This window comes from Ktedonobacterales bacterium (assembly GCA_036557285.1).
Classification (GTDB): Bacteria; Chloroflexota; Ktedonobacteria; order Ktedonobacterales; family DATBGS01; genus DATBHW01.
This window is the reverse complement of record DATBHW010000055.1, coordinates 119796-142583: the sequence shown is the minus strand read 5'-3', so window position 1 is coordinate 142583 and position 22788 is coordinate 119796. Positions and strand designations below refer to the sequence as shown.

Annotated in this window: 23 protein-coding genes and 1 tRNA gene; 11 read left to right on the top strand and 13 right to left on the bottom strand. The window is 60.8% G+C overall.

Annotated elements, in window-relative coordinates:
* Positions 1 to 108 precede the first annotated feature (108 nt).
* From VH599_16785 to VH599_16755, 7 genes are all read left to right on the top strand, one after another.
* Positions 109 to 1203, top strand: coding sequence for a hypothetical protein (locus VH599_16785; protein ID HEY7349976.1), 1095 nt, complete (start codon positions 109 to 111; stop codon positions 1201 to 1203).
* Between the two features lie 16 nt (positions 1204 to 1219).
* Positions 1220 to 1819, top strand: a complete 600-nt coding sequence (locus tag VH599_16780; GenBank protein ID HEY7349975.1) for a DUF6585 family protein — start codon at positions 1220 to 1222, stop codon at positions 1817 to 1819.
* A 124-nt stretch (positions 1820 to 1943) separates the two neighbouring features.
* Positions 1944 to 2276: a hypothetical protein gene (locus VH599_16775; GenBank protein ID HEY7349974.1), complete on the top strand. Its 333-nt coding sequence runs from the start codon at positions 1944 to 1946 to the stop codon at positions 2274 to 2276.
* 184 nt (positions 2277 to 2460) lie between these two features.
* Entirely contained in the window at positions 2461 to 3192 is a 732-nt protein-coding gene (locus tag VH599_16770; GenBank protein HEY7349973.1) for a fused MFS/spermidine synthase, read from the top strand.
* A 26-nt stretch (positions 3193 to 3218) separates the two neighbouring features.
* The gene (locus tag VH599_16765; GenBank protein HEY7349972.1) at positions 3219 to 3878 is read left to right on the top strand and encodes a CPBP family intramembrane glutamic endopeptidase; all 660 of its coding nucleotides are present in this window, start codon (positions 3219 to 3221) and stop codon (positions 3876 to 3878) included.
* Positions 3879 to 4207: 329 nt separating this feature from the next.
* The gene (locus tag VH599_16760) at positions 4208 to 4636 is read left to right on the top strand and encodes a nuclear transport factor 2 family protein (protein ID HEY7349971.1); all 429 of its coding nucleotides are present in this window, start codon (positions 4208 to 4210) and stop codon (positions 4634 to 4636) included.
* A gap of 395 nt (positions 4637 to 5031) precedes the next feature.
* Positions 5032 to 5589 carry a response regulator transcription factor gene (locus VH599_16755; protein ID HEY7349970.1) on the top strand — a complete coding sequence of 186 codons (558 nt, stop codon included), beginning with the start codon at positions 5032 to 5034 and terminating at the stop codon, positions 5587 to 5589.
* A 121-nt stretch (positions 5590 to 5710) separates the two neighbouring features.
* Here VH599_16755 and VH599_16750 read toward each other — a convergent pair whose 3' ends face one another.
* Both VH599_16750 and VH599_16745 read right to left on the bottom strand, forming a co-directional pair.
* Positions 5711 to 6694 (bottom strand): hypothetical protein, encoded by a 984-nt coding sequence (locus VH599_16750; protein HEY7349969.1) that lies wholly within the window; start codon positions 6692 to 6694, stop codon positions 5711 to 5713.
* A gap of 201 nt (positions 6695 to 6895) precedes the next feature.
* A complete protein-coding gene (locus VH599_16745) occupies positions 6896 to 7375 on the bottom strand; it encodes an Lrp/AsnC family transcriptional regulator (GenBank protein ID HEY7349968.1) in 480 nt (159 codons plus the stop codon).
* 95 nt (positions 7376 to 7470) lie between these two features.
* On the opposite strand from VH599_16745, the gene yedA reads away from it, so the two are divergent.
* Positions 7471 to 8475: a drug/metabolite exporter YedA gene (yedA, locus tag VH599_16740; protein ID HEY7349967.1), complete on the top strand. Its 1005-nt coding sequence runs from the start codon at positions 7471 to 7473 to the stop codon at positions 8473 to 8475.
* 3 nt (positions 8476 to 8478) lie between these two features.
* Here yedA and VH599_16735 read toward each other — a convergent pair whose 3' ends face one another.
* From VH599_16735 to VH599_16725, 3 genes are all read right to left on the bottom strand, one after another.
* Positions 8479 to 9150, bottom strand: a complete 672-nt coding sequence (locus tag VH599_16735; GenBank protein ID HEY7349966.1) for a response regulator transcription factor — start codon at positions 9148 to 9150, stop codon at positions 8479 to 8481.
* Complete coding sequence (locus VH599_16730) at positions 9116 to 10675, bottom strand: sensor histidine kinase (protein ID HEY7349965.1); 1560 nt, start codon at positions 10673 to 10675, stop codon at positions 9116 to 9118. The genes VH599_16735 and VH599_16730 overlap by 35 nt, the downstream gene beginning before the upstream one ends.
* A gap of 146 nt (positions 10676 to 10821) precedes the next feature.
* Positions 10822 to 12111: an NAD(P)/FAD-dependent oxidoreductase gene (locus tag VH599_16725; GenBank protein ID HEY7349964.1), complete on the bottom strand. Its 1290-nt coding sequence runs from the start codon at positions 12109 to 12111 to the stop codon at positions 10822 to 10824.
* A 226-nt stretch (positions 12112 to 12337) separates the two neighbouring features.
* Between VH599_16725 and VH599_16720 the strand changes: the two genes are divergently transcribed.
* Positions 12338 to 13300 carry a hypothetical protein gene (locus VH599_16720; GenBank protein HEY7349963.1) on the top strand — a complete coding sequence of 321 codons (963 nt, stop codon included), beginning with the start codon at positions 12338 to 12340 and terminating at the stop codon, positions 13298 to 13300.
* Positions 13301 to 13531: 231 nt separating this feature from the next.
* The gene (locus VH599_16715; GenBank protein HEY7349962.1) at positions 13532 to 15550 is read left to right on the top strand and encodes an ATP-binding protein; all 2019 of its coding nucleotides are present in this window, start codon (positions 13532 to 13534) and stop codon (positions 15548 to 15550) included.
* A 45-nt stretch (positions 15551 to 15595) separates the two neighbouring features.
* On the opposite strand, the gene VH599_16710 is transcribed toward VH599_16715, so the two are convergent.
* Together VH599_16710 and VH599_16705 are read right to left on the bottom strand one after the other, a co-directional pair.
* Positions 15596 to 15964, bottom strand: a complete 369-nt coding sequence (locus VH599_16710) for a response regulator (protein HEY7349961.1) — start codon at positions 15962 to 15964, stop codon at positions 15596 to 15598.
* Between the two features lie 165 nt (positions 15965 to 16129).
* A complete protein-coding gene (locus VH599_16705; protein ID HEY7349960.1) occupies positions 16130 to 17287 on the bottom strand; it encodes a glycosyltransferase in 1158 nt (385 codons plus the stop codon).
* Between the two features lie 284 nt (positions 17288 to 17571).
* Between VH599_16705 and VH599_16700 the strand changes: the two genes are divergently transcribed.
* The gene (locus VH599_16700) at positions 17572 to 18042 is read left to right on the top strand and encodes a hypothetical protein (GenBank protein HEY7349959.1); all 471 of its coding nucleotides are present in this window, start codon (positions 17572 to 17574) and stop codon (positions 18040 to 18042) included.
* Between the two features lie 115 nt (positions 18043 to 18157).
* On the opposite strand, the gene lepB is transcribed toward VH599_16700, so the two are convergent.
* The 6 genes from lepB to VH599_16670 form a co-directional block, all read right to left on the bottom strand.
* Complete coding sequence (lepB, locus tag VH599_16695) at positions 18158 to 18877, bottom strand: signal peptidase I (protein ID HEY7349958.1); 720 nt, start codon at positions 18875 to 18877, stop codon at positions 18158 to 18160.
* Positions 18878 to 18890: 13 nt separating this feature from the next.
* Positions 18891 to 19703 carry an alpha/beta hydrolase gene (locus VH599_16690; GenBank protein ID HEY7349957.1) on the bottom strand — a complete coding sequence of 271 codons (813 nt, stop codon included), beginning with the start codon at positions 19701 to 19703 and terminating at the stop codon, positions 18891 to 18893.
* Between the two features lie 31 nt (positions 19704 to 19734).
* A complete protein-coding gene (locus VH599_16685; GenBank protein HEY7349956.1) occupies positions 19735 to 20427 on the bottom strand; it encodes a class F sortase in 693 nt (230 codons plus the stop codon).
* Positions 20428 to 20588: 161 nt separating this feature from the next.
* Entirely contained in the window at positions 20589 to 21458 is an 870-nt protein-coding gene (locus VH599_16680) for a DUF4352 domain-containing protein (GenBank protein HEY7349955.1), read from the bottom strand.
* 176 nt (positions 21459 to 21634) lie between these two features.
* Positions 21635 to 21709 (bottom strand) — tRNA-Gly (locus VH599_16675).
* Positions 21710 to 21786: 77 nt separating this feature from the next.
* The gene (locus VH599_16670) at positions 21787 to 22701 is read right to left on the bottom strand and encodes an endonuclease/exonuclease/phosphatase family protein (protein ID HEY7349954.1); all 915 of its coding nucleotides are present in this window, start codon (positions 22699 to 22701) and stop codon (positions 21787 to 21789) included.
* Positions 22702 to 22788: the final 87 nt, after the last annotated feature.

Here is a 22788-nt window from a genome sequence, read left to right as displayed (position 1 = left end):
AAATAATGGCCTATCTCGGCTAAAAAGCTAGCCTTTCAACCGCCAGCATGGTACAATCGTCATGCCTGCACACACAGGCGGAAGACTTCTGGAAGCGAGGATGGGCGGATGACACCAGAACCCCGCACACGCGCGCGCCGACGCAAACCATCAATACCAGTCAGCGACGCGGCGGAACCAGTCGCGCCGGTTGAAGAGTCATTTATTGCCGGGCAGCAGCCGGAATCTGATCCGACCATCATTGATACCACGGCTATCGTCATCTCCGAAGAGGTGCAGCCGCTCATCATAGAGCCGGAGCCGGAGCCTGAACCGGAGAGCGCGCGCACCGATTTCTTCTTTCCCCCGCCGCCTCGATCACGCCAGCAGGCGGAAAGCAAAGCTGCTGGCCCCAACCGGCGCGCCCGACGCGCCGCCAGCCCGCGCAAATCCAGGCAAAGCGGGTTCCGCCTGTTAAAAGGGCTGGCGCGAGGCTTGCGGCTCCTGGTGGTGTTTGCTGCCAGGGGATTCAAGCGCGCCATCTTTCCACTCTTTCGCGCCATCTGGCATTTGATCGTAGATGACCCGTATGCCCCGCCCCGCGAGCGGCCAGAGCGAGCCATTCTGCAAGGGCGCGTGCTGGGCGTCTACCGCTATCGCCCCTATCAACGGTTCATTCTGCGCCTCCTTGGTGGCATCCCGCTTATCATCGCTGTTCTGTATCTCATCTATCTGCTTGTCAATGGGCTGCTCTATGGCGTTGATGACCGTCTCTTCCTGGCACAGGGGATTGCCGGGGCGTTCGCCGGGCTGTTTAGCAGCCTGATGATGCTGAGTCTGGCGAGTACCCGTGTCACTTTGCGCAGCGATGGGATAGAATATAAGACTATGTTCCGCGTGGTACGCAGCCGCTGGGAGGAGATCAGTATGCTCAAAGTGGATTATTTCCGCCGGAGCGAACGCTGGGTCGTCGGCACCGGGCGTGGAGCCTGGGCATTCCTCTTTCGCTCGTTGTTCGGCTTGCCCAAAGGCCGCCAGCTTGCCAAGCTGATTACGATCTATGCCCGGCTGAGTTCCACCGGTACACCTTACTGGCTGCCCTCCCTTGGACGGCGCGAGGAGAGCCGCTCCCCCTCACGCAGCGCATCCAGATCGGAGAAGCGCCCGGCCTCTCGCAGCACATCCAGAAAAGCCAAAGCAAAAGCGCAGCAGCAGACGCCCTAGAACCGAGCCAGCCACCATGACGCTCTCTTCCTCTCGACAACAGGCCGCCAATGACGCCGACACCCTGGGCGCGCGGCGCTATGAGTATCGCTACCCCCTCTCAGCCAAACTGATCGCCTTCGCCATTTTGGTGTTCATCCCCCTTGCAACCACCGGCTTTCTCACCCAGTCCTTCGCTTCAGCCGGTCTGGCTGATCGCGTTGTGCCGGGGTTGATGGCCTTGATTGTGATCGGGGCTGGCGTGTTTCTGGTGTATCGCCAGGCGTACTTTGCCTGGTCGGTCATTACAGTGTACGAGCAGGGGCTGCGCTTCGACTTCTGGCGCAAACATCTGGTCATCCCCTGGAGCCGCCTGGGCAAGTTCTACCTGGGGCCGGGGCGCGCGCCAAAGTGGCATATCACCGATAAAGACGAAAATATCCTCTGTGAACTCAAAACAAACGCCGTCGGGCGCGCTTTCACCGAGGGCAGCGCCGAGCCAGCGCAAACCGCAGCGCCAGCGCCGATCATTACCGATGCTATCATCGAGCAGGGCAACATGACCCTGTATGAAACGCCGTTCCAGTTTTATGCCCCCGCGCCAAGATGTTCGCGCAGAAACAAGAAGAGCAGGTGATCGCTCCCTCTGAAAGCCTGCCATGCCGACTGGTCACAACGGCTTTTCGGGCGATGAACACGCAGATTGAGATGCAGCTTGCCATCTGCCGATCTCAAAGACTATGTGACAGAGGAGGTATCCTATGTCCGCCAATAAAACTCCCATTGTACGTAAAACGTTTGCATTGCATGAACCGACGGCCAGGGCGCTCGATGCCCTGGTAGAAGCTGGCCGCGCCCGCAGCGCAACCTCTTTAATAGAGCAGCTCATCTTGCGCGAGGCAAAGCTGCTGGAATACGAGCGCAGCCAGGCCGAGCTTGAGCGGATGTATGCTGAAATCTATGCTGATCCCGCCTATCGTGATGAGCAGCTTGCGCTTGAAGCCATTTTCGCACCCGCGCTGATGGACGGGCTGGAGTTCGAGAAGCAGCCAGTGGATACGGTTCCACCAACTATCGGAGGTTGCCACTTGTAGCGCCGCCATCTTGGCGGCCAGTGGCTAGCCGCCCGGAAGGCGGCGCTACAAGTAACACGCCTCGCCTGCCAGCACCTCCTGTGTGGTGGAACTAATGGATACGAGGTATTTGCCTTGCCCGGCCCGACGGTGCTACTATACTCTCTGATACCCTGAATGTTTCGCACCGGAGCAACCCAACCGCATGCCAGCAGCCAGACCCACGCCAGGAAACCGCTCTCGCTCGAAGAAGATAACCACGAAGGGAAACGGCACATCCCAGGCACAGACCGCCGACACAGCCCATCTGGCGCATGATGACGCAGCGCCAGACCGGGGATTGCTGCTGATCGCGCTGGTCTTCCTGGGGGGCATGTCCTCGCTGGGCGTGGAGATGACTGCGGCGCGGCTGGTCGCGCCGTTCTTTGGGGATTCGCAATTTGTCTGGGCCAATCTGATTGGCCTGACGCTGATCTATCTGACCCTGGGGTATTATCTCGGCGGCAAGCTGGCCGACCGCGCGCCCTATTCGCTGGCGCTCTATCGCCTGACCGCCTTCGCCGCCGCCACCATCGGCCTGATTCCCCTGCTCGCCAAGGATGTCCTGGGTTGGACCGCGCAGACCTTCGCCCAATCGGCCAGCGACATTTCCGTTGGCCCCTTGATAGCGATGCTGCTGCTCTTCTCGCTGCCAGTGATCTTGCTCGGCTGTGTTTCGCCCTTCGCCATTCGGCTGCGCATCAAGACGGTGGGCAGCGCGGGCAGCACCGCCGGGCGGCTGTACGCGCTTTCGACAGTGGGCAGCATCCTGGGTACGTTCTTGCCGGTCTTCTGGCTGATGCCCTCTTACGGTGTGCAGGCCACTATCTTTCTGTTCGCCGTTTTGCTCATGGCGATCTCCGCTGTGGGCCTGATCGCCCAGGCGCGCCGTTCTTGACGCCGGGCGGCACGAAGAGGCGTCACGTGACAACGCAAGAAAGAGCAGCCATCATTCAACCACCGAAACGCTCAACGCCTGCCGATAGCTGGCGCTGGCTGCGGCTTGACCTGCCCACGCGCGCGCTGCCGCTGCTTCTCGCGCCGCTGGTGGTGGCCTGGCTCTTCCATCTACCCCTGGCAGAGATTGGTCTGCCAGCCCTTTCCTGGTCGCAAGCCGCGCAGCAGATCGGGCTGGGGCTGGCGATTGGCATCCCCTTTGGCGCGCTGACCGCCGCTTATCGCGCCGTCATCTTGCCGCGCTATCGCCTGCCCACACTCGCCGATCACCTATTCCAGAGCGGCTATTACCTTTTTCTCAACGCCCCGGCGGAAGAACTCTTCTATCGTGGCCTCGTTCTCACCTTTGTGGCGCGTTGGAGCGGTTCGTTGGCGCTGGGCTGGCTGGTCAGCACAGCGGCCTACGCGCTCTATCATCGGCTGGGCGGCTGGGGCTGGCTGAGCATCGCGGGCGTGGGCCTGGCGGGCGCGCTCTTTGGCGTCCTTTACATCATTCAGCCCGCGCCGCGCTCGATCTTGCTGCCGGTGGTTGTGCATGGCCTGACAACCTGCGCCTTCCTGAACCTTGGCGAAGTGGCAGCTTATGCCCGCCAGCGCCTGCTGACGCGCCGCAACGCGCGCGCCTGACCAGACAGGCTCGACCCCATCGGCGATTAGCCGCCTGGAAGGGACGCTACAGGGTTCCACCAATTATCGGAGGTCACTTGTAGCGCCGCCTTCCAGGCGGCCAACGCTGCGCCCTGGCGAGCGTGCGCCCTCCAGGCCAGCGGACCAGCAGGCCACCGCTGGCCGCCAAGATGGCGGCGCTACCAGTCACACGCCTCGCTTGCCAACACCTCAGATTTGGTAGAACCGCGCTACAGGTGCGCTTGACAGGCGCGGGTACATTGCTTACTCTGTTCACAGCGTATCGTTCATTCCCCTGTTCTTAACCTGTGTAGAAAGAGGCCATCGCTATGACGCCAGAAGAAGAACTGCGTCAGACCGTCGCGCATATCCGGGTCGTATCACAGCAGTATCTCAACGGCGATCCCGCCCCGTTTCAAGCGTGCTGGTCACACGCTGACGACGTGACCATTTTCGGCGCCTGGGGAGCCTATGAGCGCGGCTGGGCGCAGGTTGGCCCGCGCCTGGAGTGGGGGGCAGAACGCTATCGCGGCGGCCATACGGACTTCGAGCTTCTGGCGCTCTCTGCGAGCGATCACCTGGGCTATACCGTCTGGATTGAACGCGGAGAGGCGCGAGTGATAGGGCAGGACGAGCTTCGCCCAACCGCGCTGCGCGTGACGCAGCTCTATCGGCGGGAAGCGGGAGCCTGGAAGATCACCCACCGTCACGGTGACGCCATCACCGATAAGATCGAGGCAAAAGCCGTCTTGCAGTAGCCCAATGTTCTCATCATCTTCACCGCAGCGGGGCAACCCACCCAGGCCAGTAGGCTGGCGGCTGAAGGCCGCGCCTGGGGGCTGCGCCACCAAGCCTGCCGGCGCAGGCTCCCCACCCCGTCGGCGCGGCGTCTGCACCTGTAGCGCCGCCATCTTGGCGGCCACCGCTGCGCCAAGGCGAATGGTCGCCCTCCAGGACAAGCGTGCGCGCTGGCGCAGCGGTGGCCGCCAAGATGGCGGCGCTACAGGTGGCAAGCCCCGGTGAGTGGTGAAACCCGCTCCAGGCGCTTGCTTGACAAAGGCAGACAGACTCAACTATCATGCGAGAACTATAGTTCGAGGACTGAAATTAAAGAACATTCTGCTGATGCCGCCGCAAAAAGAGGAACAATTTGATGGGCGAAAAAGCTCCCTGTGGCTGTCTGAGATGCCTTGATGCCCTCTGGCGTCGGCATACGCAGCCAGCCCCAGGAGAATCAGCGCCGCCCTCCTTGCCAACGTCTGCCGAAGAAGCGCCCCCTACAAATACACCTGACGCCGCTCCCATCGCGCTCTGGCGCATCCTGATTGTCGAAGATGATACCAAAGTTGCCGAGATCATCCAGGCGGCGCTGCGCCTCGAAGGCAATGGGGCCTGGGAGGTACGCATCGCCCCCAATGGCGAGGAAGCCCTGAAGCTGGTGGACGAGCAGCCGGTTGATCTGATCCTGCTGGATATGCGCCTGCCGGGCATCAGCGGCGCGGAGGTCTACCGACGTCTGCGATCTGCGCCAGCCACGCAGCGCCTGCCCATCATCTTCCTCAGCGGCGGCACAACGTTTGATCTTTCCATCGAAGGCGTTCAGGAAGGCATCCTGCTGCGCAAACCATTCGATGTCTCTGAACTGGTGGCGGTAGTACGAGCAAACCTTCCCGACGCACACAGCGAACAGGGTCAGACAGCGGGGAAATGACCTTGCCGGGGCAGCGGCCTGTATGCTTCATCATCTGCCAGCCAGACCCGACAACAAAGCACATCAGGGGCAACGTTCATGTTGCCCCTGATGTGCTGCTTCGTCCTTTGCCGCGCCTGACCTATTCGTTGGGTAGGAACGACCACGCGGGCGGCGGCACAAGCGGCGTGCCATATTCAAGCACAATCAACTCGTGCGCTTTGAGAGGAATCTTCGCGGGATCGTCCGTATAAGGCTTCAGATCGTTCGGCGGCGTCACTGTAAAGGGCTGGCTGGGGTCCGACGGCTGCTGATCGGTCGCATACACATACACGGTCAGTTTATGCGCCGCATCTACCTTATGCCCCAGCAAGTTCGTCGCGCTGAGCGTCTGGCCCCAGATGTCGAAGAATTGACGCAGGTCAAAGGTATTCTTATTTGGCGACTCAATATGAATGACGCCCTCGTCGCCCGTATCGGAATGTACGTGCAGCCAGTAGAAGCAGGGGGTAATAGACTGGCGGCCAACATCCCCAGGAATCGGAACCTGCTGCCCGTTGACATAGATTTGCAGGTGCGCGTGATAGTGAGTGACCTGCCCCTCAAGGGAGTCGCATGAAATGCCATCTATGGGCGCGCCCCTCAGATATGGGGCGACCTGCGGGCCAAAGAACGTATTATAGAGGAGAATACCAACGATGACCACCGCCGCCACCGATGGGAGGCCAAAGAGCGCCCATCGCTTCAGCGTTCGGTTGCGGCGCTCGCGCTCGCGCTGCTGGCGGCGCTCCTCGATCTTGCGGCTGAACTCCTCGCGGCGCGCCTCGCGCTTCTGGTCGCGCTTGTTGGTCTGAAGCCTTCCAGACGGCGGCCTGGCAGGCGTCTGCGCTGCCTTGGAAACAACCGTCGCGCTCGCCGGGCCGGTTGACGCCTTCGCGCCGGTTGTCACCGGCTTCGTTTTAGCGCCTGACGCCGCGTTGGTCGTCGTTTTGGAGGTTGATACGGCAGCGTCCGGCGTGGTCTTCGCAGCGCCAGAAGCCTGCTGGTTGGCTCCAGGCTTGCCGCTCGTCTGCTTGCCAGCCGATTGGCCGGATTTTGATTTTGGTCGTTTTGTAGAGGTACCCATTTCCGCCTCTCTGCTGCTTCCCTGACCATGCCACCCCGGTGGCAAGCGGCTCGCAGCTTCGCTCAATGTTATCGGCCCCAGTATACGGCCTTCAACATCCATCCGTCAATTCGCCCGGGACCAAAGACAATCCTCTTTTCTCTAAAAGACGATTCGCAAGCGCGATACGTATTATCAAGGCGCGAGAGGGTGCAGGCGTTTTCAGTTGGGGGAGGCTGGTTCCTGTGGTTCAATCACGCGATTTTTGACTGGAGACGACAACACCACCGACGTGGTGAGTTGCCCATAGGGCATCAGGCGGTCGAGCAGCGCCTCCAGATGCGCGACGGATACGACGATCACTTTCAGAATAAACGAATCGCTGCCGGTAACGCGATGGCATTCCAATACCTCCGGCAGATCAGCGATAAACGCGCTCACAATCGGGCATTTCTCGCTGGGCGACTCCACACGGATAAAGGCCATCAGCGCGTAGCCGATCTTTTCCGGGCAGACCCGCGCGTGATACCCGGCGATGATACCCGCTTCTTCGAGCTTGCGCACCCGTTCGGCGACAGCGGGCGCGGACAGTCCCACCCGACGGCCCAGTTCGCTGAACGAAAGCCGCGCATCTTCTTGCAGCGCGCACAAGATTTCCCAACTGGTTGTGTCCAGCGCCTTTTCATAATCGAAAGCGAACATCGGATTCCACCTTACTTTTATAAGCGATAGAGGGAAAACGCTTTTCATTTCCCCTTCATTATAGGCGATTCTGCGCTTAAAATAAAAGCATGCACATGCTGTTTTCGCGCCCGATTCGTTTCCAGGCGACGGAACCCGTCGGCGGCATAGACCACCCCACACCTGTTGCCCCGGCTGATGCCGCTCAGGAGCAGCCCCCAAATAGTGAAGCAGCGACCCCCGCCGCGCCCGGCAGGCACAACTGGCTCTTTATTGGTCTGGCGCTGCTGGCTGTGTATGTCATCTGGGGTTCGACCTATCTGGCAATTCGAGAAACCCTCGTCGGCTTCCCACCGTTTCTGGGGGCCGGACTCCGCTTCTTGATCGCTGGAAGCATCCTCTATGGCTTCTTGCGCGTGCGCGGCGCGCCAAACCCCAACCGCCGCCAATGGACCGGGGCAGCCGTCGTGGGTGGGCTTTTGCTGGTCTGCGGCAATGGCGGGGTCGTCTTCGCCGAACAGTCGGTAGCCTCTGGCGTGGCGGCGCTGATCGTCGCTTCTGTGCCGTTGTGGGCGGTCCTGTTTGCCCGCATCTGGGGACGCTGGCCCAATGGCAAAGAGTGGATCGGCCTGATCGTCGGTTTTGTCGGCATCATCTTCTTAAATCTAGGCGGCGGCCTGAGCGCCACCCCGATTGGGGCCGTGACCATCCTGCTGGCGGCCATCTGCTGGGCGCTGGGTTCTGTCTGGAGCCAGCATCTTACTCTGCCAGCGGGGGCCATGTCCAGCGCGGCAGAGATGCTGGTCGGCGGCGCGGCGCTGTTGGGGCTGGGACTGGTCTTGAACGAGCGATTTTCCGGCCCGCCGCCCCCGGTGGCCTTCTGGGCGCTGGCCTATCTGGTCGTCTTTGGTTCGCTGGTGGGCTTCAGCGCCTATGGCTATCTGCTCAAGCGCGTGCGCCCGGCTCTGGCGACCAGCAATGCCTATGCAAACCCGCTGGTGGCGCTGCTGCTGGGGGCGGCATTTGCCGGAGAGCAGATCACCGCCATTGAATTGCTGGCCCTGGTCTTCATCCTTACCGGCGTGGTGCTGGTCGCCCTGGGGCGCGAGAAGCGCAGATAGTGGCTAGCTCTGGCGGGGCAGCAGCCCACGCTCCAGCGCCACCGCCACAGCAGAGGCCCGCGAATCAACCCCCAGCTTGCTAAAGATAGTATTGATATAGGCTCCTACGGTGCGCTCGCTAATGCCCAGCCGCAGCGCAATCTCTTTGCTGCGCTCGCCCCGCGCCACCCCCGAAAGCACTTCTCGCTCGCGCTCGGTCAGGTCCAGGCTATGGCGCGCCCGCGTTGTGCGTGATGGCGGCGACAGCGCCTGCGCGGCGCGCGCGAGGATGCGCGCCATCACCTCTGGCTGCACCAGCATCTCTCCACGCGCCGCCGCGCGCAGCGCCTGCACCAGCGTCTCCAGCGCGCAATCTTTGAGCAGGTAGCCACAGGCGCCCGCCTGGAGTCCCTGAACCATTAAATCATCTTCGTTATAGGTCGTCAGGATCACCACCGCTATATTCGGCCAGCGGGCGCGCATCTGCCTGATCGCTTCGACGCCACCCATGCCGGGCATACGCAGGTCCATCAACACCACCTGCGGCTCCTGCGCTTCCGCCAGACGCAGCGCCTCTTCGCCCGTAGCCGCTTCCCCCAGGACCAGAAAGTCGGGCTGCGTTGCCAGAAAGGTACGTATGCCCCAGCGCACCAGTTGATGGTCATCCACGATGAGGAGCGTGATTGCTTGCTCCATCGCGCAGTTCCTCCCTCTCGCCTTCAGAGCGCCGCGCGCTCAGCAAACGCTGCGCTATTTCAAGGTCGGCATCGCCCGGCGCTGACGCGGCCAGCGGAATGCTGGCCTCCACACACGCGCCAGTGGCATCGCTGCCTATATGCAGCGTCCCGCCGACCGCCTCGGCGCGCTCGCCCATGCTGCTCAGGCCCAGCCCGCGCCCTTCGGCTTGCGCCAGGTTGAAGCCGCTACCATTGTCCTGAATGCGCAGCGTCAGCGTCTCTGTTTCTGGTTCAAGCGACACCACTACCCGCGTGGCGCGACTATGCCGGGCAATATTTGTAAGCGCCTCCTGCGCGATGCGAAAGAGCGCCTGCTCAATCGGCAGGGGCGCGACAAGCTCGTCTGGCAGCCGGGCCTCAACAGCGATACCCGTAGATTTTGCCCACTCGTCTGTCAAATCGGTCAGCGCCCCACCTAGACCCTTCCCGGCCAGCGCCATCGGGCGCAGTTCGTGGATCAGGGCGGTCAATTCCTGCTGCGCCTGACCAGCCAGGCGCGCCGCTTCGTCGAGGGTCTGCGCGGCCTGGGGATGATCGGCCACCTGCACCCGCGCCGCGCCGACGAGCAGCGTCACGACAAACATCTGCTGCTTGATAGAATCGTGCAGATCGCGCGCCAGACGATGGCGCTCCTCCACCACGGCCAGTTCCTGGCGCGTGGTGATGAGGTTTTGCAACTGATCGGCCATGCTGTTGAGTTGCTGGGCAAGCTGCCCCAGTTCGTCGCGCGAGCGGTCGCGCACCTCCACCTGAAACTCGCCCTGGCTCCAGGCGTCGGCTGCCCGTGTAATCCGGCGCAGGCGGCGGCGGATGCCCCGCGAACCCAGCATGCCTGCCAGCGTGCCGATCACGACGGTGAGCAAGATGAAGAAATACTCTTTTTGCACATTGACTATCAGGGCATCGGTGAAGCTCTCCTTTGAGGCGCTGCTTACGAGGCTCAAGCGCCCCTTCACCACCAGAAAGAAGACTCCAGCACCCTTGAGAGGCACCGCGACGGCTGTCTGCCCGGTGGGCAGGGGATATATCAGGTCAGCCTGGTTTTGATCGCCTTGCAGCGCCGCGTGAATAATCGCTTTGGATTGGGGCAGCGTGGTGTACTGTTCCGGGTCCGTGCCATCATCGGTCTGGGCCGCCAGCGTGTGTCCACCGCGATCCAGAATCACCACCGCCGCGTATTTCGCGTGAGAGGGGTCAGAGGTGTTCTCCTTGCCGTTCACCGGCGGCGCAATAAAAGATTTGATCCAGGCGCTGAGGGCTGATCGGTCTGGCGGGTCTGTGGTCACATACGGGAGAACCTGCGGCGCAACCAGATCGGACAGAGCCTGCACATACAAATAATCGGTTTTGTCCTGCTGCGCGGCGGTAATGTCACCGACGGTATTCACCATTTCAACGGTGAAGACGACCACCAGCGTCACCAACAGATAGGATAAGGTGAGTCGCCACTGGAGTCGCCGAAAAAGGCGCAGGAACCTGTTCATAGTCGTTCTCCATAGGGGATACCAACCCCGGTTGAACACTACTCTTAGAATGCCTCACACAACCGGCGGTTGGCCCCACCCCTGCCGCCTGGAAGGACGGCGCTCCAACCCCGCCCCTGCTCGTGCGGCGGTTGTGTGAGGCGTTCTTAGCGCACGATCCGCCTGACCAGCCGCTCGGCCAGCGCCACGCTGTAATTCTGGCCGCGATCCTGTGGATAGACCTGGAACATGTTGGCGATCCAGAGGTCAGGGAGCGGCGTTTCGTGCGGCGGGATATGCGCCGGAAAGTCGCGGGTGACGATAGGCTGGGCAAAGGGCGCGGCAAACATCCAGGAGTCAGTCACCCAGTCCGGGCTGAACAGTGGGTTGATGCGCTTGAGGTGCGGCAGATGACTCGCCAGCACGTCCTCTTTGCTCTGCTTGAACAGCGGATGCGTCATGGGCAGATAATTGCCCAAGTAGAGCAGATGCCGCCCGCCGTAGTCCTCTTTGGGCATCAGGTTGGTATGCTCCACCGCTGCCAGGAAGGGATAGCCGCGATCCGTGAATTGCAGCCAGTAGACATCGCTCAGCGAGTGCTTCAGCGCCAGAATCAGGCAGTGTGCGCCATAAGCCAGCCCCCAATCGTATCGCTCGCGGAAGTCCTGGGGCAGTTCGGGGATCAGCCGGAAGGTGAGGCGCGTGGGCAGCGTGGAGATGACGCGATCAAACGTCTCTTCTTGCGCCGGAGCATCTGGCCCTGGTGTGCTGGAGACGAGCCAGCCGCCCGATACCTGCGCCCTCCGGGCGTTCAGCACTTCGCAGCCCAGGCGCACTTCTCCGCCGCGCGCGCGAACCTCGCGCGCCAGCGCGTCATACACCTGCTGGAAGCCGCCGCGCAGATAGCCCAGGCTAAAAGAGCGGCAATGCAGGCGCGACCACATCCAGGCCATGCTAATCTGAGGATAATACTCGCCAAACTTCGACTCCAGAATAGGCTGCCAGACCAGTTCATAGGGGCGTTTGCCCATCCAACGAGCCATCCACTCGGCGGCGGTGACACGCTCAAAAGGCACATGGCTGCGGCGCAGCTTTAGATACGCCCCCACCGCGCCCAGGCGCACGCGGTCAACGAACGAGAGCGGAGTGAAATGCAAGAGAATATCCAGCGGGCTAAAGGCATACGGCTTGCCATCAACCATCGAACTGGTCCTGGGCGCGTGCCACTCCAGACGCTCGTCCAGCCCCAGTTCGTGAATCAGCGCGATCATCGTGGTATCTGAACGAAAGAGATGATGGTAGAACTTTTCGAGATAGACATTGCCTATCGGAAAGCCTGCCGCCAGGCCCCCAGGCGCCGCTTCTTTCTCCAGCACCACCACATGCTCGCCGCGCTGGGCCAGTCGCAGCGCCAGCGTCAATCCCAGCGCGCCCCCCCCTAAAACAGCCGTTCGCATAGGTTCCCTCTTCAGCCAGATAATGATCGTCTCTGCGCGCGCAGTATATCAGGGTTGCAGGCCAAACGTCGAGCAAACGCCATCAATTAACTTTCATCACACCTTAACTTTTCTGTTGTATACTTCGTACTATAATAACTGAAGTGAGTAGGTGAAGCAAAAGGGCGCGCCTCTTCATGACAGAGGTCGCTTCCCTCCCTGATGATGGTCAAGGCAGAACGCGCGCATGGCAATTTCATCCGAGCAGCCGTTGACAGCTCATCCAGCCACGTCGCTCCCCTTTGATGTGGCCGGGCATATGCCCCCCTGGCGTCCGACGCCCGCTTTCTGGCTGCGTCGGCTCTCCATTGCGCTCGCGCTGGCGCTGATCGCCCTGGCCTATTTCATTACCCCCACGCTGATGCGCGATGGCGCGCCGATGCAGGCCAGCGCCCTCGCAGCAGTAGATAATCGCTGCGCCGACCACAACCCCGGCGAGAGCGATCCGGCCATTGCGGGGGCTTGCATCCTGACGGTTCACTTTACCCAGGACGGCGCGAATCATGTCGCACGGCTGCAACACGCCACGCCGTTCCCCGACACACTCAGCACCCTGCTGGTAATCTATCACCAGCGTTCGCTGCTGGGGCTGCCTGACCTGGGCCATCTGGTCATAACCAGCATCTCAGCGCCCAACGGGCAGGTCTTCACCGACCAGGGTACACAGATCAGCGCCGATACACAGACGCAGATACCGGCTGGCGTGCCACAAGCGGTGGCGCTGGCGATCCTGCTGGCGGGGGTCTTCACCTTCTTCTATCCCTGGCCGGTCTGGAAAGTGCGCGTCAATGCCGAAGTCGTCGCCATGCGCCAGATCGAGTTTCGCAATCGAGAGCGTCTGCCGATGAAGCGCCATCTGGCAACCTTCGTTTGGCACACCAATATCCCGATGCAGCGCGAGGTGAGCATCCCCGGCAAACTCTATCGCCGCCTGCGCCCCGGCGACTCTGCCATCCTCACCTACGAGCATCTACGCTCCGGGGCGTTCAAGGCGCTGCGCGTCCACCTGCCCCGCAGCCGCAAGGGCTGGCTGGCCCCTGGCGTCATTCAGGTCGGCGCTCTGACCCCCTGGCGCTGGCGCTGGCTCTTGATTGGCCTGCTCTGGCTGGAAATTCCCCTCTCTCTCCTTCTGCTTGCTACTGTGAGTTAAAGCAAGCGAAACAGCCAGGGCAGGAGATCGGCCTGATTCTTGCTACAGGGCACGCATGAGGTCTATACCACTTGCGCGATACCCAATAATCCTATGTTTCTGGCCTGATGCGCGTGGTTATGCTACACTGGTTCAGATCAATCCACCTCATGAGGATGGAATCCTCAGACATCTTGCCTTCTTAGCTTTTCAGCACAGGAAAAGGAGCCTCCGCGAGGAGGATGCTAACGCATGAGCATTTCGGCCAGAGAGCTTGCCGTACTTGTGCAAGGGCTATCCTACCTGATCTTAACAGCCATCACCGCCCGCCAGTTTTTGCGCGAGCCGGGTTCGCTGCGCTTTCACACGCTGCTGGTTTTTGCCAGCGCCAGCGGCGCGCTGCTTTTCTTAGAGACTCATGATCAACTGCTTGCCGCTGGCGCGCCGGGGGTGGCCTCCTTTCTGCTGTCACTCAGTACTATCAGCGCCCTGCTGAACATCTATGCTCTGCTGCTGCTGACCGCAGACCTGACGAATATCCGCCGCTGGCTGGGATGGATCGCCCTTGGCGTCCTGATCCTCAGCGCCGCATTCACGCTGGTAGCCCCCGACTTTTTCGCCGGTTCTCCCTTCTTTTTTCTTGGGACACTGATTCCTCTCTGGCCTTTCGCCATCCGGCTGATCTTACTGGCGAGCTATCTCTTCATCACAGCCTGTTTCTGGTACAGCAGCGCCTTTGCACGTGGGGCCATCCGCTACCGCCTGCAAGGGTTTGCAGCCAGCGGCGTCCTGGCCTGCTGCGGCATGACGTTTGGGCTGGTGAGCCTCTTTGTGCCGGAGATCAGCCTCATGCTGGAAGGGATCGAGGCGCTGCTGGTGGTGCTTACGGGCATGCTCCTGTACCTGGGTTGCGCGCCTCCAGGCTGGCTGCGCCGGTTCTGGCTGCTGCCCTCGCTGGAAGAGTCCAACCAGTTCTGCAACACCTTGCTCTTGAGGGCCTCTCAGGCAAGCGAGCCTCTGACAGCCACAGAAGCAAGCGCGCAAAGCCAGAGCGCAGCCATCAGCCAGATACTGTGTTATGCCATGAACGGCCTGGGCGCGGTTGGGGGGACTGTCGAACTCTGGAATGAGCAGACGGGCGCATTGGAGATTGCCGCTTCCATCCTGCCATCCGAAGAAGTGAGCGCCCTTGACACGAAATCGGGCAATAATACGCTCTTGCTGGAAGTCTTCCAGACCCGGCAGGCGCTCTTGAAGCGCCTCCCCGGGCGCAGGTACCCTTTCTTGAGCAGAACCCTCGATGCGGGGGCAGCCCTGGCAGCGCCGCTGCTTCGTGAAGAGCAGGCGCTGGGCGTCATTGGCCTGTGCTGCGAGCACGTGCCCGACTTAAACGAGAGGGATCTGGCGCGGCTGCAACTCTTCGCCGACCAGATTACCTCCCTGCTGGCCCACCGCGCTGCTCAGCAGGAGGCAACCGCGCTGAAGACCTTACGCAGCGAACAGGCGCTGAAAGACGAGTTTATCGCCTTGATCGCGCACGACTTGCGCACACCGCTGACCGTCCTCAAAGGGCGTTTGCAACTGCTGCGCCGCCAGATGCGCAAAGAAGGGCAGGAGGCCGCCGCCGAAGAGGTTGCCAGGCTTGACGCGCCCTATAACCGCCTGAGCCAGCTTATCACCACGCTGCTGGATGTCAGTTATATTGACACCGGGCGTCTGCAACTCCTGCGCCATGCGGTTGACCTGATCGGCCTGGTGCGCAAGGTCGTGGACGCGCATCCTGGCTATGGCATTGATCTGGAAGTGGCGGGAGCCTCCGGCCAGAGGGAGGGCAGCGAGCCAGGCAGCGCGGAACCGATGATTGCGCTGGGGGATGCCGCGCGGCTGGAGCAGGCGCTGGAAAATCTGCTTGACAATGCCCGCAAATATTCGCCGGTGGGCAGCAGCATTACCGTTCGGCTGGAGCGCCGCGCAGACCAGGCTGGCGACGAAGAGGCGCTGCTGAGCGTGCGCGACCTGGGGATTGGCATTCCGCTGGAAGATCAGCCGCGACTATTCGGGCGCTGGTTTCGCGCCACCAGCAGCGCCTCTCAGAGCACTGTTGGGCTGGGACTGGGACTGTATATCAGCCACGAGATCATCACGCGGCATGGCGGGCGACTCTGGGTGGAGAGCAGCGGCGTCCCAGGGGAAGGGTCAACTTTCTTCTTCACCCTGGCGCTGATTCAGCCACAGCAGGTGATAGAGACGGGCGGCAGCGCCACACACTAGCCTGCCTGGAGGGTAGGGAAAGGCTGCGACGGGCGGGAGGCGAGATCACTTTGCCAGGCGGCTGACTACCGCCAGCACATCCTCCAGGTCAAATGGTTTGGGGAGCAGGGCTTCTACCAGATCGGCTGACAGGTGCAGGCGCTCCTGGGCCAGCCGCCCTCCAGCAGACATCAGCGCGACCTTGTTTTGGTCACGCAGCGTCTGATTTGCCTGCAATTGTCGAATCACCTCGCGGCCATCAACGTTAGGCATCATAATATCTAATAAGATGATCCATCCGCTTTCCCGATTCAGAAGATCAAGAGCTTCCTGCCCATCACGCGCGGTGCCTACCTCGAATCCTTCTTCTACCAGCATATCTTTGAGCAGCGCGCGGATCTCTTCATCATCATCAACGATGAGTACTTTGGTCATGGGCAAACAGTCTTTCCCGTTCCCTGAGTCCATGATGGGCAGCCCCAAGGCGCTATACAATCCCGATAAGCTTACGATACCTGAAAGGCTATAGTTGTGTCAAGCAATAAGGCAGCCAGGCCAGATAGGCTCCACAGGTAGGCTCCTCTGCTGAAGAGACTGGTTTCAGCCGAGCGGTGATGCCAATTCGGGCGGCGCTTCCTCTCTTCTGGTCTTTTCCGGCGGCAGCGGCGCGGCTGGCCCCAATACGACATCCAGAAAATGCTCGACGCTGCGCTCCGTTCCCCAGGGGGATTGAAAGCCGCGAAAGCCCGCGTGGACACGCTGTATATCGGTTTCCAACTGGAGCGCCGCCTGCGTTACCATTGGCGCGGCGCCGCGCTGCTGATGATAGGCGGCCAGATACTCCTGCTCCGTCTGCCCAGGCGTTGGAATCAACAGCGCGCGTTTACCTAACTCGGCCAGTTCCATCAGGGTCGTATATCCTGACCGGCTGACGATCAGACGCGCCCGATTCATCATCTCTTCTTGCATGCAGCGATCAAGATAGGCGTAGACTCTGCAATTTCCGTACCAGCCAAGGAATCCTTCGCCTGGCCGACCAAGCGTCATGACCCCATGCCCGGCCAGACGCGGCGCCTGCTCCAGCAGCCGCTGCTCCAGCATGCCGCGCTGCGGCTCTGGCCCGGAGATGGTGATAAAGTAATCCAGGTCTTCACCCAGCGGGCGACGGCGCACACTCGACAGCGGGCCAATGTAAGCCACCCTGGCGGGTGTGACAAAGCGGAGATCGTGGCTGAGCGCACCACTGAGCGAGTCTGCGGCAAAATCGGGGACAATCAAGCGAGCGAATGGCGTAAAGGCGCGATAATTGAAGTATTCGAGCGAAGGCCCCAGCCACCACCCACCAAATGGGGGGATGAAACGAATGCCATGCGCGATCAGATACGATGGCGCCTGTCGGCTATAACAACCATAGCGGTTATCCGAGACGACCAGATCAATATGTCGGCGCTGCGTCAGGCGCTCGACTTCGGCGTGCTGCGTGGCTTTTGAGCGCCACATCGGCAGCAGCAGCAGGGTGTAGCGCGTATAAAAACGCAGCGGAGTGCTTGCCAGCGGAATGGGAGAGCCAGGCAGGCGCAGCACTTCGCACACTCCCTGGAGTTCCCGGCGCAGCACCTCCAGTGGTGGGCCATCGCAGCCCACGATGACTTCGCAGCCTTCCACCAATAAGCCGCGAATCAAAGGGAGGTCGCGGGTCGCGTGGCCCAGCCCCCAATGGCCCACGACGAATAAGATACGCTTGCCAGTTCCCCGCACCTTTCGGTCCTTTCTACGCGTCGGCGCGTGGCCCTCCGCAAGAAGGTCTGCTTCCGGGCAGCATCACATACTCCTTCGCAACTTACGGGCCAGAAAGCTGCGAATGTATTCGAGCCTCAGCAGCCCAGGCAAGCCAAACCCGCCTGTGGCGCTGCGATGTCAACGTCAGCTACCAGTTGCAACTTCTGCCGCGCCCCCACGTAAAAAGAGTAGCGTTGCAACGAAGAACGTTTTCAACGAAAAGCTGCTGTCACTGTTCACCCATCCAATGGAGGGGAAGAGATATGAGTACCGTTGACCCGACGAACCCAGGGCAGGGCAGCGCCCGCGAGCGCCCAGAGCCAGGAGACCCTGAAGCCCAGTTCTACCCGCCCCATGACCCCGCGAACGACCAGGAGCAGGCGCGCCAGCACTATTCTGGCTATGGTTCTGGCTATGGCTATCAGCCCGATATGGACCCTGACGGCTTCGCGCACCACCAGGGCGGCTGGCAGGGCAGGCCAGGCTGGCAGCCCTGGGCAGGCGGAGGCTTCTATTACCGCCGTCGCCGCTTTCCTTTCTGGGGCATTTTGCTGCTGATCGTGCTGGTGGCGCTGCTGATCAAGCCGCTGCTGACGTTCACCTTCGCCCTGGCAGGGCTGGCGTTCGTCATCCTGCTCTTCTTGCTGCCGTTCGCCATTTTGGGAATGATCTTGCATCATCACTATGGCTGGCGGGGCTGGGGCGGCGGCTGGGGCCGCTGGGGTCGCTGGTAAGCCCTGAGAGTGCATCCGGCTGAATGCCGTGTATACCGCCGTCCCTCTCCATTGGGGCGGCGCTGCAATCGAAAGCGGGGAGCAGGCAGATACACTGCCTGCTCCCCTCGTCTATTCAGGGTTTGATGGCCGAAAAAACGTCGTTGGCGTCGGGGACAAAATGAATATCGTGGAGCGGCCAATAGACCAACCAGGCTTTGCCGATGATATTCTGGCGCGGCACCGGCCCCCAGACCCGTGAGTCTGAGCTGTCGCCACGATTATCCCCCAGCACAAAATACTGATCGGGTCCGAGCCTGGTATCGGTTGGCTGATAGGGGTTGGTCTGGTCATTGACGTAGGGTTCGCTCAGTTGAATATCATTGATAAAGACCAGGCCATCTTGATTCACCTGGACATGATCCCCTGGGATACCGACAATGCGCTTGACGAAATCCTGGCTGGGGTCTACGGGATAGGCGAAGATAATGATGTCGCCGCGCTCAGGCGGATGGAAGAGATACGCCGCCCGATTCACCAGAATAAACTGCTGGTCTTGCAGCGTGGGCAGCATGCTGTGTCCATCCACACGATAGTTTTGGAAAGCCAGACGGAAGACCAGAAACATCAGAACAGTCAGCGCAACCGTCTCCAGAATCTCGCGCAGCATGCGCAGGCGCTTCACTTCTTGCAGATCGCGGCGCGGTTCATAGTGTTTGAGGAGCTGCTGGGGAGGCGAGGGCTGCTTTTCGAGCAACGGCGCCCTGGCCGCTGATGGCTCTGAAGGAGGGGTCGGCTTCCCGGGTCCGGGCGGCTCATCCGCAAACTCCAGGCGATCTCTGTGCTGTTGACTCATCGTGGCGCCTGCCTCACCTCAGAAAATCAAGCGCCGCCTGATTCACCTTTTCCGGCTGTTCCATCGTGACCATATGGGCCGCGCCCGGAATCACCAGGGTTTCGGCATGCGCAATGTGCTTTTGCAGCAGATCAGCAATCGTCAGAATATCGGGAACATCTTGATCGCCCACGATGATAAGCGTCGGCGCTTGAATCTCGCGCAGCCGGGAGATGGCCGGAGGGTCTGGCTCCACTTCTTCTGGCTCTGGCTGCGGCCCAGGGCGCGAGAAGACTTCCAGCGTCATCGCCTTCGCACGCTCGCGCACGCTGGGGTCAACCTGATCTGGCGCGCGATTGGGGCCATCAACCCAAATCCTGGTGACAAGCTCAGCGGCCTGGGCAAAATCCCCCCGCTTATAGGCCGCTTCAGATTCGGCATCAACAGGATTATCCGCAAACGTATAGCCGCTCACTCCAGGGGCGACGGGGATAAGCGCAGCAACCATCTCCGGGTGCGTCAGCGCGAAATCAATGGCAACGCGCCCACCCAGCGATAGGCCCATCAGCGCAGCTTTCTGGATACCCAGAAATTGGAGCAACCCATACAGGTCTTCACTATTGGAGTAAGACCCGGCAGGCCAATCCGACTTGCCATAGCCGCGCGCATCGTAACGAATCACCCGGTAATGCTGCGCAAAAACACCAAATTGGTCATCCCACATGCGCGAATCCACCTGCCCGGCATGCAGCAAGACGAGCGGACGACCCGCGCCCGCGCTTTCGTAATAGAGCTTTGCGCCGTTTACGGTGGCAAAGCCGGTTTCTGGTTGCTGCGCGTCTGCCATGCGGCTCTCCTGTTTCTCACGCTGCCCGCGCCTATGGGACCAGGGTGGTATACACAACCAGCTTCTTCGTGTATTCTTTGCCGGTCCAATCACCAGCGCAGGTGATCAGGTTCAGGTTGGCGGTGGTGGCAGGCCCAAAGATGTGCTGTAACACCGGGTCGTTGGGACCGGTATCGGGATTCAGATAGGTTTCAACATCGGTGACAACATAATGCCATGTAACGCCCTGAGCCGTGCGCACATAGACCGAATCGCCTTTACGGAGCAGGTGCAGGCGCCAGAAAACCGCAGGCGACCCATCTTTGCGATCAAGATGCCCGGCGATCACGGCGTTCCCAATCTGCCCTGGCTTTGCGCCATATTTCCACCAGAACGTGGTGAACCAGATCGGGTCATCATTTGGCCCCTTTGGCGCGGCCATTGCGCCCTGCGCATCCTCGCCCACGCCGATCACTTTGGCGTCGATCTGCGCTCTGGAGGAGGAGAGCCAGACCGGCGGAGAGAAAGTTGGCGTCGGGGTTGGCGTCAGCGCAGGAGGAGGCGTCGCCACAGCGGTCTCTTTGAGAGTCTGCTGAGCCTGCGCAGGCGGGGCCACGTCGGGCGCGAGCGCCAGCGGCAGGCCAATTGACAACACAGCGGCAAGGCCGATGACAGCCCAGACGCTCATCCACATGCCACGAGAGATGACGCGCCTGGGCGGCTGGATGGGTTCACGCGGTTCCATGATTCCCGGCTTCGTCTCCTTTCAGCATCCTGCGCGGGTTTAGCCGCGCCCTTCCAGTATAGCACAGGCGCCTCAAGGAAGAAGCCTTATAGCCAAAAAGGGCCGGAAATCAGACCGACCCGACGAACACGGGGCTATCGCAGGGTTATCCTGGGCTACGGCTATAAGGAAATGTCCCAGATAATCGTCGTTGTGCCAAAGTCGGCGCTGAAGATGAGCGTGAAGGTGTGGGCGCTCGTTGGCACCTCATAGCCCCACGTGCCATGCGCCAGGCCATTGGGAGGAATCGTACCGTCTGGCAACTGAAGACTGGGCAAAAAGCCCTCATCATACGCATTGCCCTGTGTATCACGAAGTTCAAACTCAAGGAGCGTCGAAAGCGGCTGGGCCTTGTTTTGCAGGTTCTTGAGCGTCGCATCAATAACCAGGAAGGTATTGCCTGCCGCTGGCGTCGGGTCAAACTGGCTGGGGTCGCCGGAATAGGAAGAAACGGTATTGATCGTCACCTGCCACTGATCGCCGTAGCTCACCGTTTCGCCTACCTTGTGGTTTCCAACGCCTGGCTGAACGGTAGGCGTCAGGCCAGCAGTTGGCACGGTGGATGCGCCAGGGGTCGAGCCAGATGTGGTAGGGCTGTTCTTCGAGCCGTTCCCTGCTATGGCTGCTATCCCCGCGATGCCGCCAATCACGACAACGGCAACCACTGCCAGAATAATCCAAAGCGCACTACGAGAACGCTTTGGGGGCATCTGTGGCGGCAGCGGCTGGTAAGGCATCTGCCACTGGTTGGGTGGCCCTGGGGGATAGGAGTAAGGCTGGGACGGAGGGGGATAAGGCAGCGGTTGAGATGATTGGGGATAGGGGTAGGGCTGAGATGATTGGGGATAAGGCAGTGGTTGAGATGATTGGGGATACACCTGAGTGGGGGGCTGAAATGGCTGGGATACAGGCTGGGTCGGTTGCTCCCCGGATGGTTGCCCGGATGGCGGTTGTTCAGATGGCGGTTGTTCAGATGGCGGTTGGGAGTTCATAACGGTCCTCCTTGCACGAATTGAGATCCAAAGGGGCCACACTTAGCTTACGATAATTGTCAAGGAAACGTCTTTCGTATGCGAGAAAGCGGGCATCGCAGCGAAAACGGGAAAGGTTCGCTTCAGGGAAGGGATAGCAAACCGGCTCCCCAAAAGGAGCCGGTAGTGAAGAGGAGTGGAGCGGGAGACGGGATTCGAACCCGCGACAGCCTGCTTGGAAGGCAGGAACTCTACCCCTGAGTTACTCCCGCGCGCCTGGAGTCAGTGTTCCAAGGGGAAACGCCACTCCCTGGCCTCAGAAGAAAGTATACCACATCAGCGCAAGGGTCTAACAAAACGCGGCGGAGACTGGCAGGTGATCGCTTGCCGCTGCGCCGTCTATGTCATCGCCGCGCGTCTCCACCGCGCAGGCCGAAAGCCGCCCGGCCAGGGTTGGGCTGGCAAAGATATAATCAATGCGGCCCGCGGGCAGCGCCGAAGGCCAGGTGAACCCGGGTTCGCGGGGATGCAGCGCGCGAAAACAATCCACATATCCGGCCTGGCTGAGCAGGTCAAAGCCGCCGCGCGGCGCATAAAGCGGATCGATAGTATCAAAGAGCGCACACAGCGCCCGGCTTTTGGGAGCAGCGATCAAGAGCGGCTTCGCAAAGCGCAGCGGGCGCGGCAGCACATAGTTGAGGTTGGGCAGGCCATGCGCCGCGCCCGACGCCAGACGATAATACAGGTCGGGGTCAGTCATATAGCGTAAAAACAAGCTCCCCTTGACGCGCTCGCCTGGGGTAATGGCATTGAAGTCACCCATCAAGAGATGGTTGGTTCCTCGATGAGCCGCCATGATACGCAGGATTTCCGCCATCTCGCGGCGGCGCTTCAGGCTGGCAGCCCACGCCTTGCTAAAGGCTGCCGTCATATGGGCTACGAAAACGGTGAGGGGCCGCCCATCAGCCGTTTCAATGCCGACTTCTAAAAGGGGCTGTTTGGTTAGCAGCGGGGTGATAGAGGTCTTCGTCGAAAGAATGGGAAAGTGGCTGAGCAGCGCGCCTTGCTGGCCCTCCGGGTCTTTCGCCCGGCCACTCAGGCGATATTCCATGCCCAGCGAATCCGCCAGTTCTTCCACCAGGCGGTCGTCGGTAGCCTCCACCAGACCTATAATATCGGCATTGCTCGCTTTCAGCATCTTTTTCAGTGAGTCGCTGCGGCAGGTTCCACCGGCCAGAATATTATAAGAGAGAACGCGGATCATTATGAGAGAGCCTCTATTCTATTTCTGAGTATTGTCCTGGACATGTCCCTGGGCATGCACGCAGCATGCCCACAAAAAAAACAAGGG

What these genes read in the sequence shown, in the direction of transcription:
- VH599_16735 (HEY7349966.1), bottom strand. Translation starts at nt 9,150, where the DNA reads ATGGAGCAAGCAATCACGCTCCTCATCGTGGATGACCATCAACTGGTG.
- VH599_16725 (HEY7349964.1), bottom strand. Translation starts at nt 12,111, where the DNA reads ATGCGAACGGCTGTTTTAGGGGGGGGCGCGCTGGGATTGACGCTGGCG.
- VH599_16745 (HEY7349968.1), bottom strand. Translation starts at nt 7,375, where the DNA reads ATGTTCGCTTTCGATTATGAAAAGGCGCTGGACACAACCAGTTGGGAA.
- VH599_16775 (HEY7349974.1), top strand. Translation starts at nt 1,944, where the DNA reads ATGTCCGCCAATAAAACTCCCATTGTACGTAAAACGTTTGCATTGCAT.
- VH599_16770 (HEY7349973.1), top strand. Translation starts at nt 2,461, where the DNA reads ATGCCAGCAGCCAGACCCACGCCAGGAAACCGCTCTCGCTCGAAGAAG.
- lepB (HEY7349958.1), bottom strand. Translation starts at nt 18,877, where the DNA reads ATGAGTCAACAGCACAGAGATCGCCTGGAGTTTGCGGATGAGCCGCCC.
- VH599_16690 (HEY7349957.1), bottom strand. Translation starts at nt 19,703, where the DNA reads ATGGCAGACGCGCAGCAACCAGAAACCGGCTTTGCCACCGTAAACGGC.
- VH599_16785 (HEY7349976.1), top strand. Translation starts at nt 109, where the DNA reads ATGACACCAGAACCCCGCACACGCGCGCGCCGACGCAAACCATCAATA.
- VH599_16780 (HEY7349975.1), top strand. Translation starts at nt 1,220, where the DNA reads ATGACGCTCTCTTCCTCTCGACAACAGGCCGCCAATGACGCCGACACC.
- VH599_16715 (HEY7349962.1), top strand. Translation starts at nt 13,532, where the DNA reads ATGAGCATTTCGGCCAGAGAGCTTGCCGTACTTGTGCAAGGGCTATCC.
- yedA (HEY7349967.1), top strand. Translation starts at nt 7,471, where the DNA reads ATGCTGTTTTCGCGCCCGATTCGTTTCCAGGCGACGGAACCCGTCGGC.
- VH599_16685 (HEY7349956.1), bottom strand. Translation starts at nt 20,427, where the DNA reads ATGGAACCGCGTGAACCCATCCAGCCGCCCAGGCGCGTCATCTCTCGT.
- VH599_16710 (HEY7349961.1), bottom strand. Translation starts at nt 15,964, where the DNA reads ATGACCAAAGTACTCATCGTTGATGATGATGAAGAGATCCGCGCGCTG.
- VH599_16755 (HEY7349970.1), top strand. Translation starts at nt 5,032, where the DNA reads ATGGGCGAAAAAGCTCCCTGTGGCTGTCTGAGATGCCTTGATGCCCTC.
- VH599_16730 (HEY7349965.1), bottom strand. Translation starts at nt 10,675, where the DNA reads ATGAACAGGTTCCTGCGCCTTTTTCGGCGACTCCAGTGGCGACTCACC.
- VH599_16720 (HEY7349963.1), top strand. Translation starts at nt 12,338, where the DNA reads ATGGCAATTTCATCCGAGCAGCCGTTGACAGCTCATCCAGCCACGTCG.
- VH599_16760 (HEY7349971.1), top strand. Translation starts at nt 4,208, where the DNA reads ATGACGCCAGAAGAAGAACTGCGTCAGACCGTCGCGCATATCCGGGTC.
- VH599_16700 (HEY7349959.1), top strand. Translation starts at nt 17,572, where the DNA reads ATGAGTACCGTTGACCCGACGAACCCAGGGCAGGGCAGCGCCCGCGAG.
- VH599_16750 (HEY7349969.1), bottom strand. Translation starts at nt 6,694, where the DNA reads ATGGGTACCTCTACAAAACGACCAAAATCAAAATCCGGCCAATCGGCT.
- VH599_16680 (HEY7349955.1), bottom strand. Translation starts at nt 21,458, where the DNA reads ATGAACTCCCAACCGCCATCTGAACAACCGCCATCTGAACAACCGCCA.
- VH599_16670 (HEY7349954.1), bottom strand. Translation starts at nt 22,701, where the DNA reads ATGATCCGCGTTCTCTCTTATAATATTCTGGCCGGTGGAACCTGCCGC.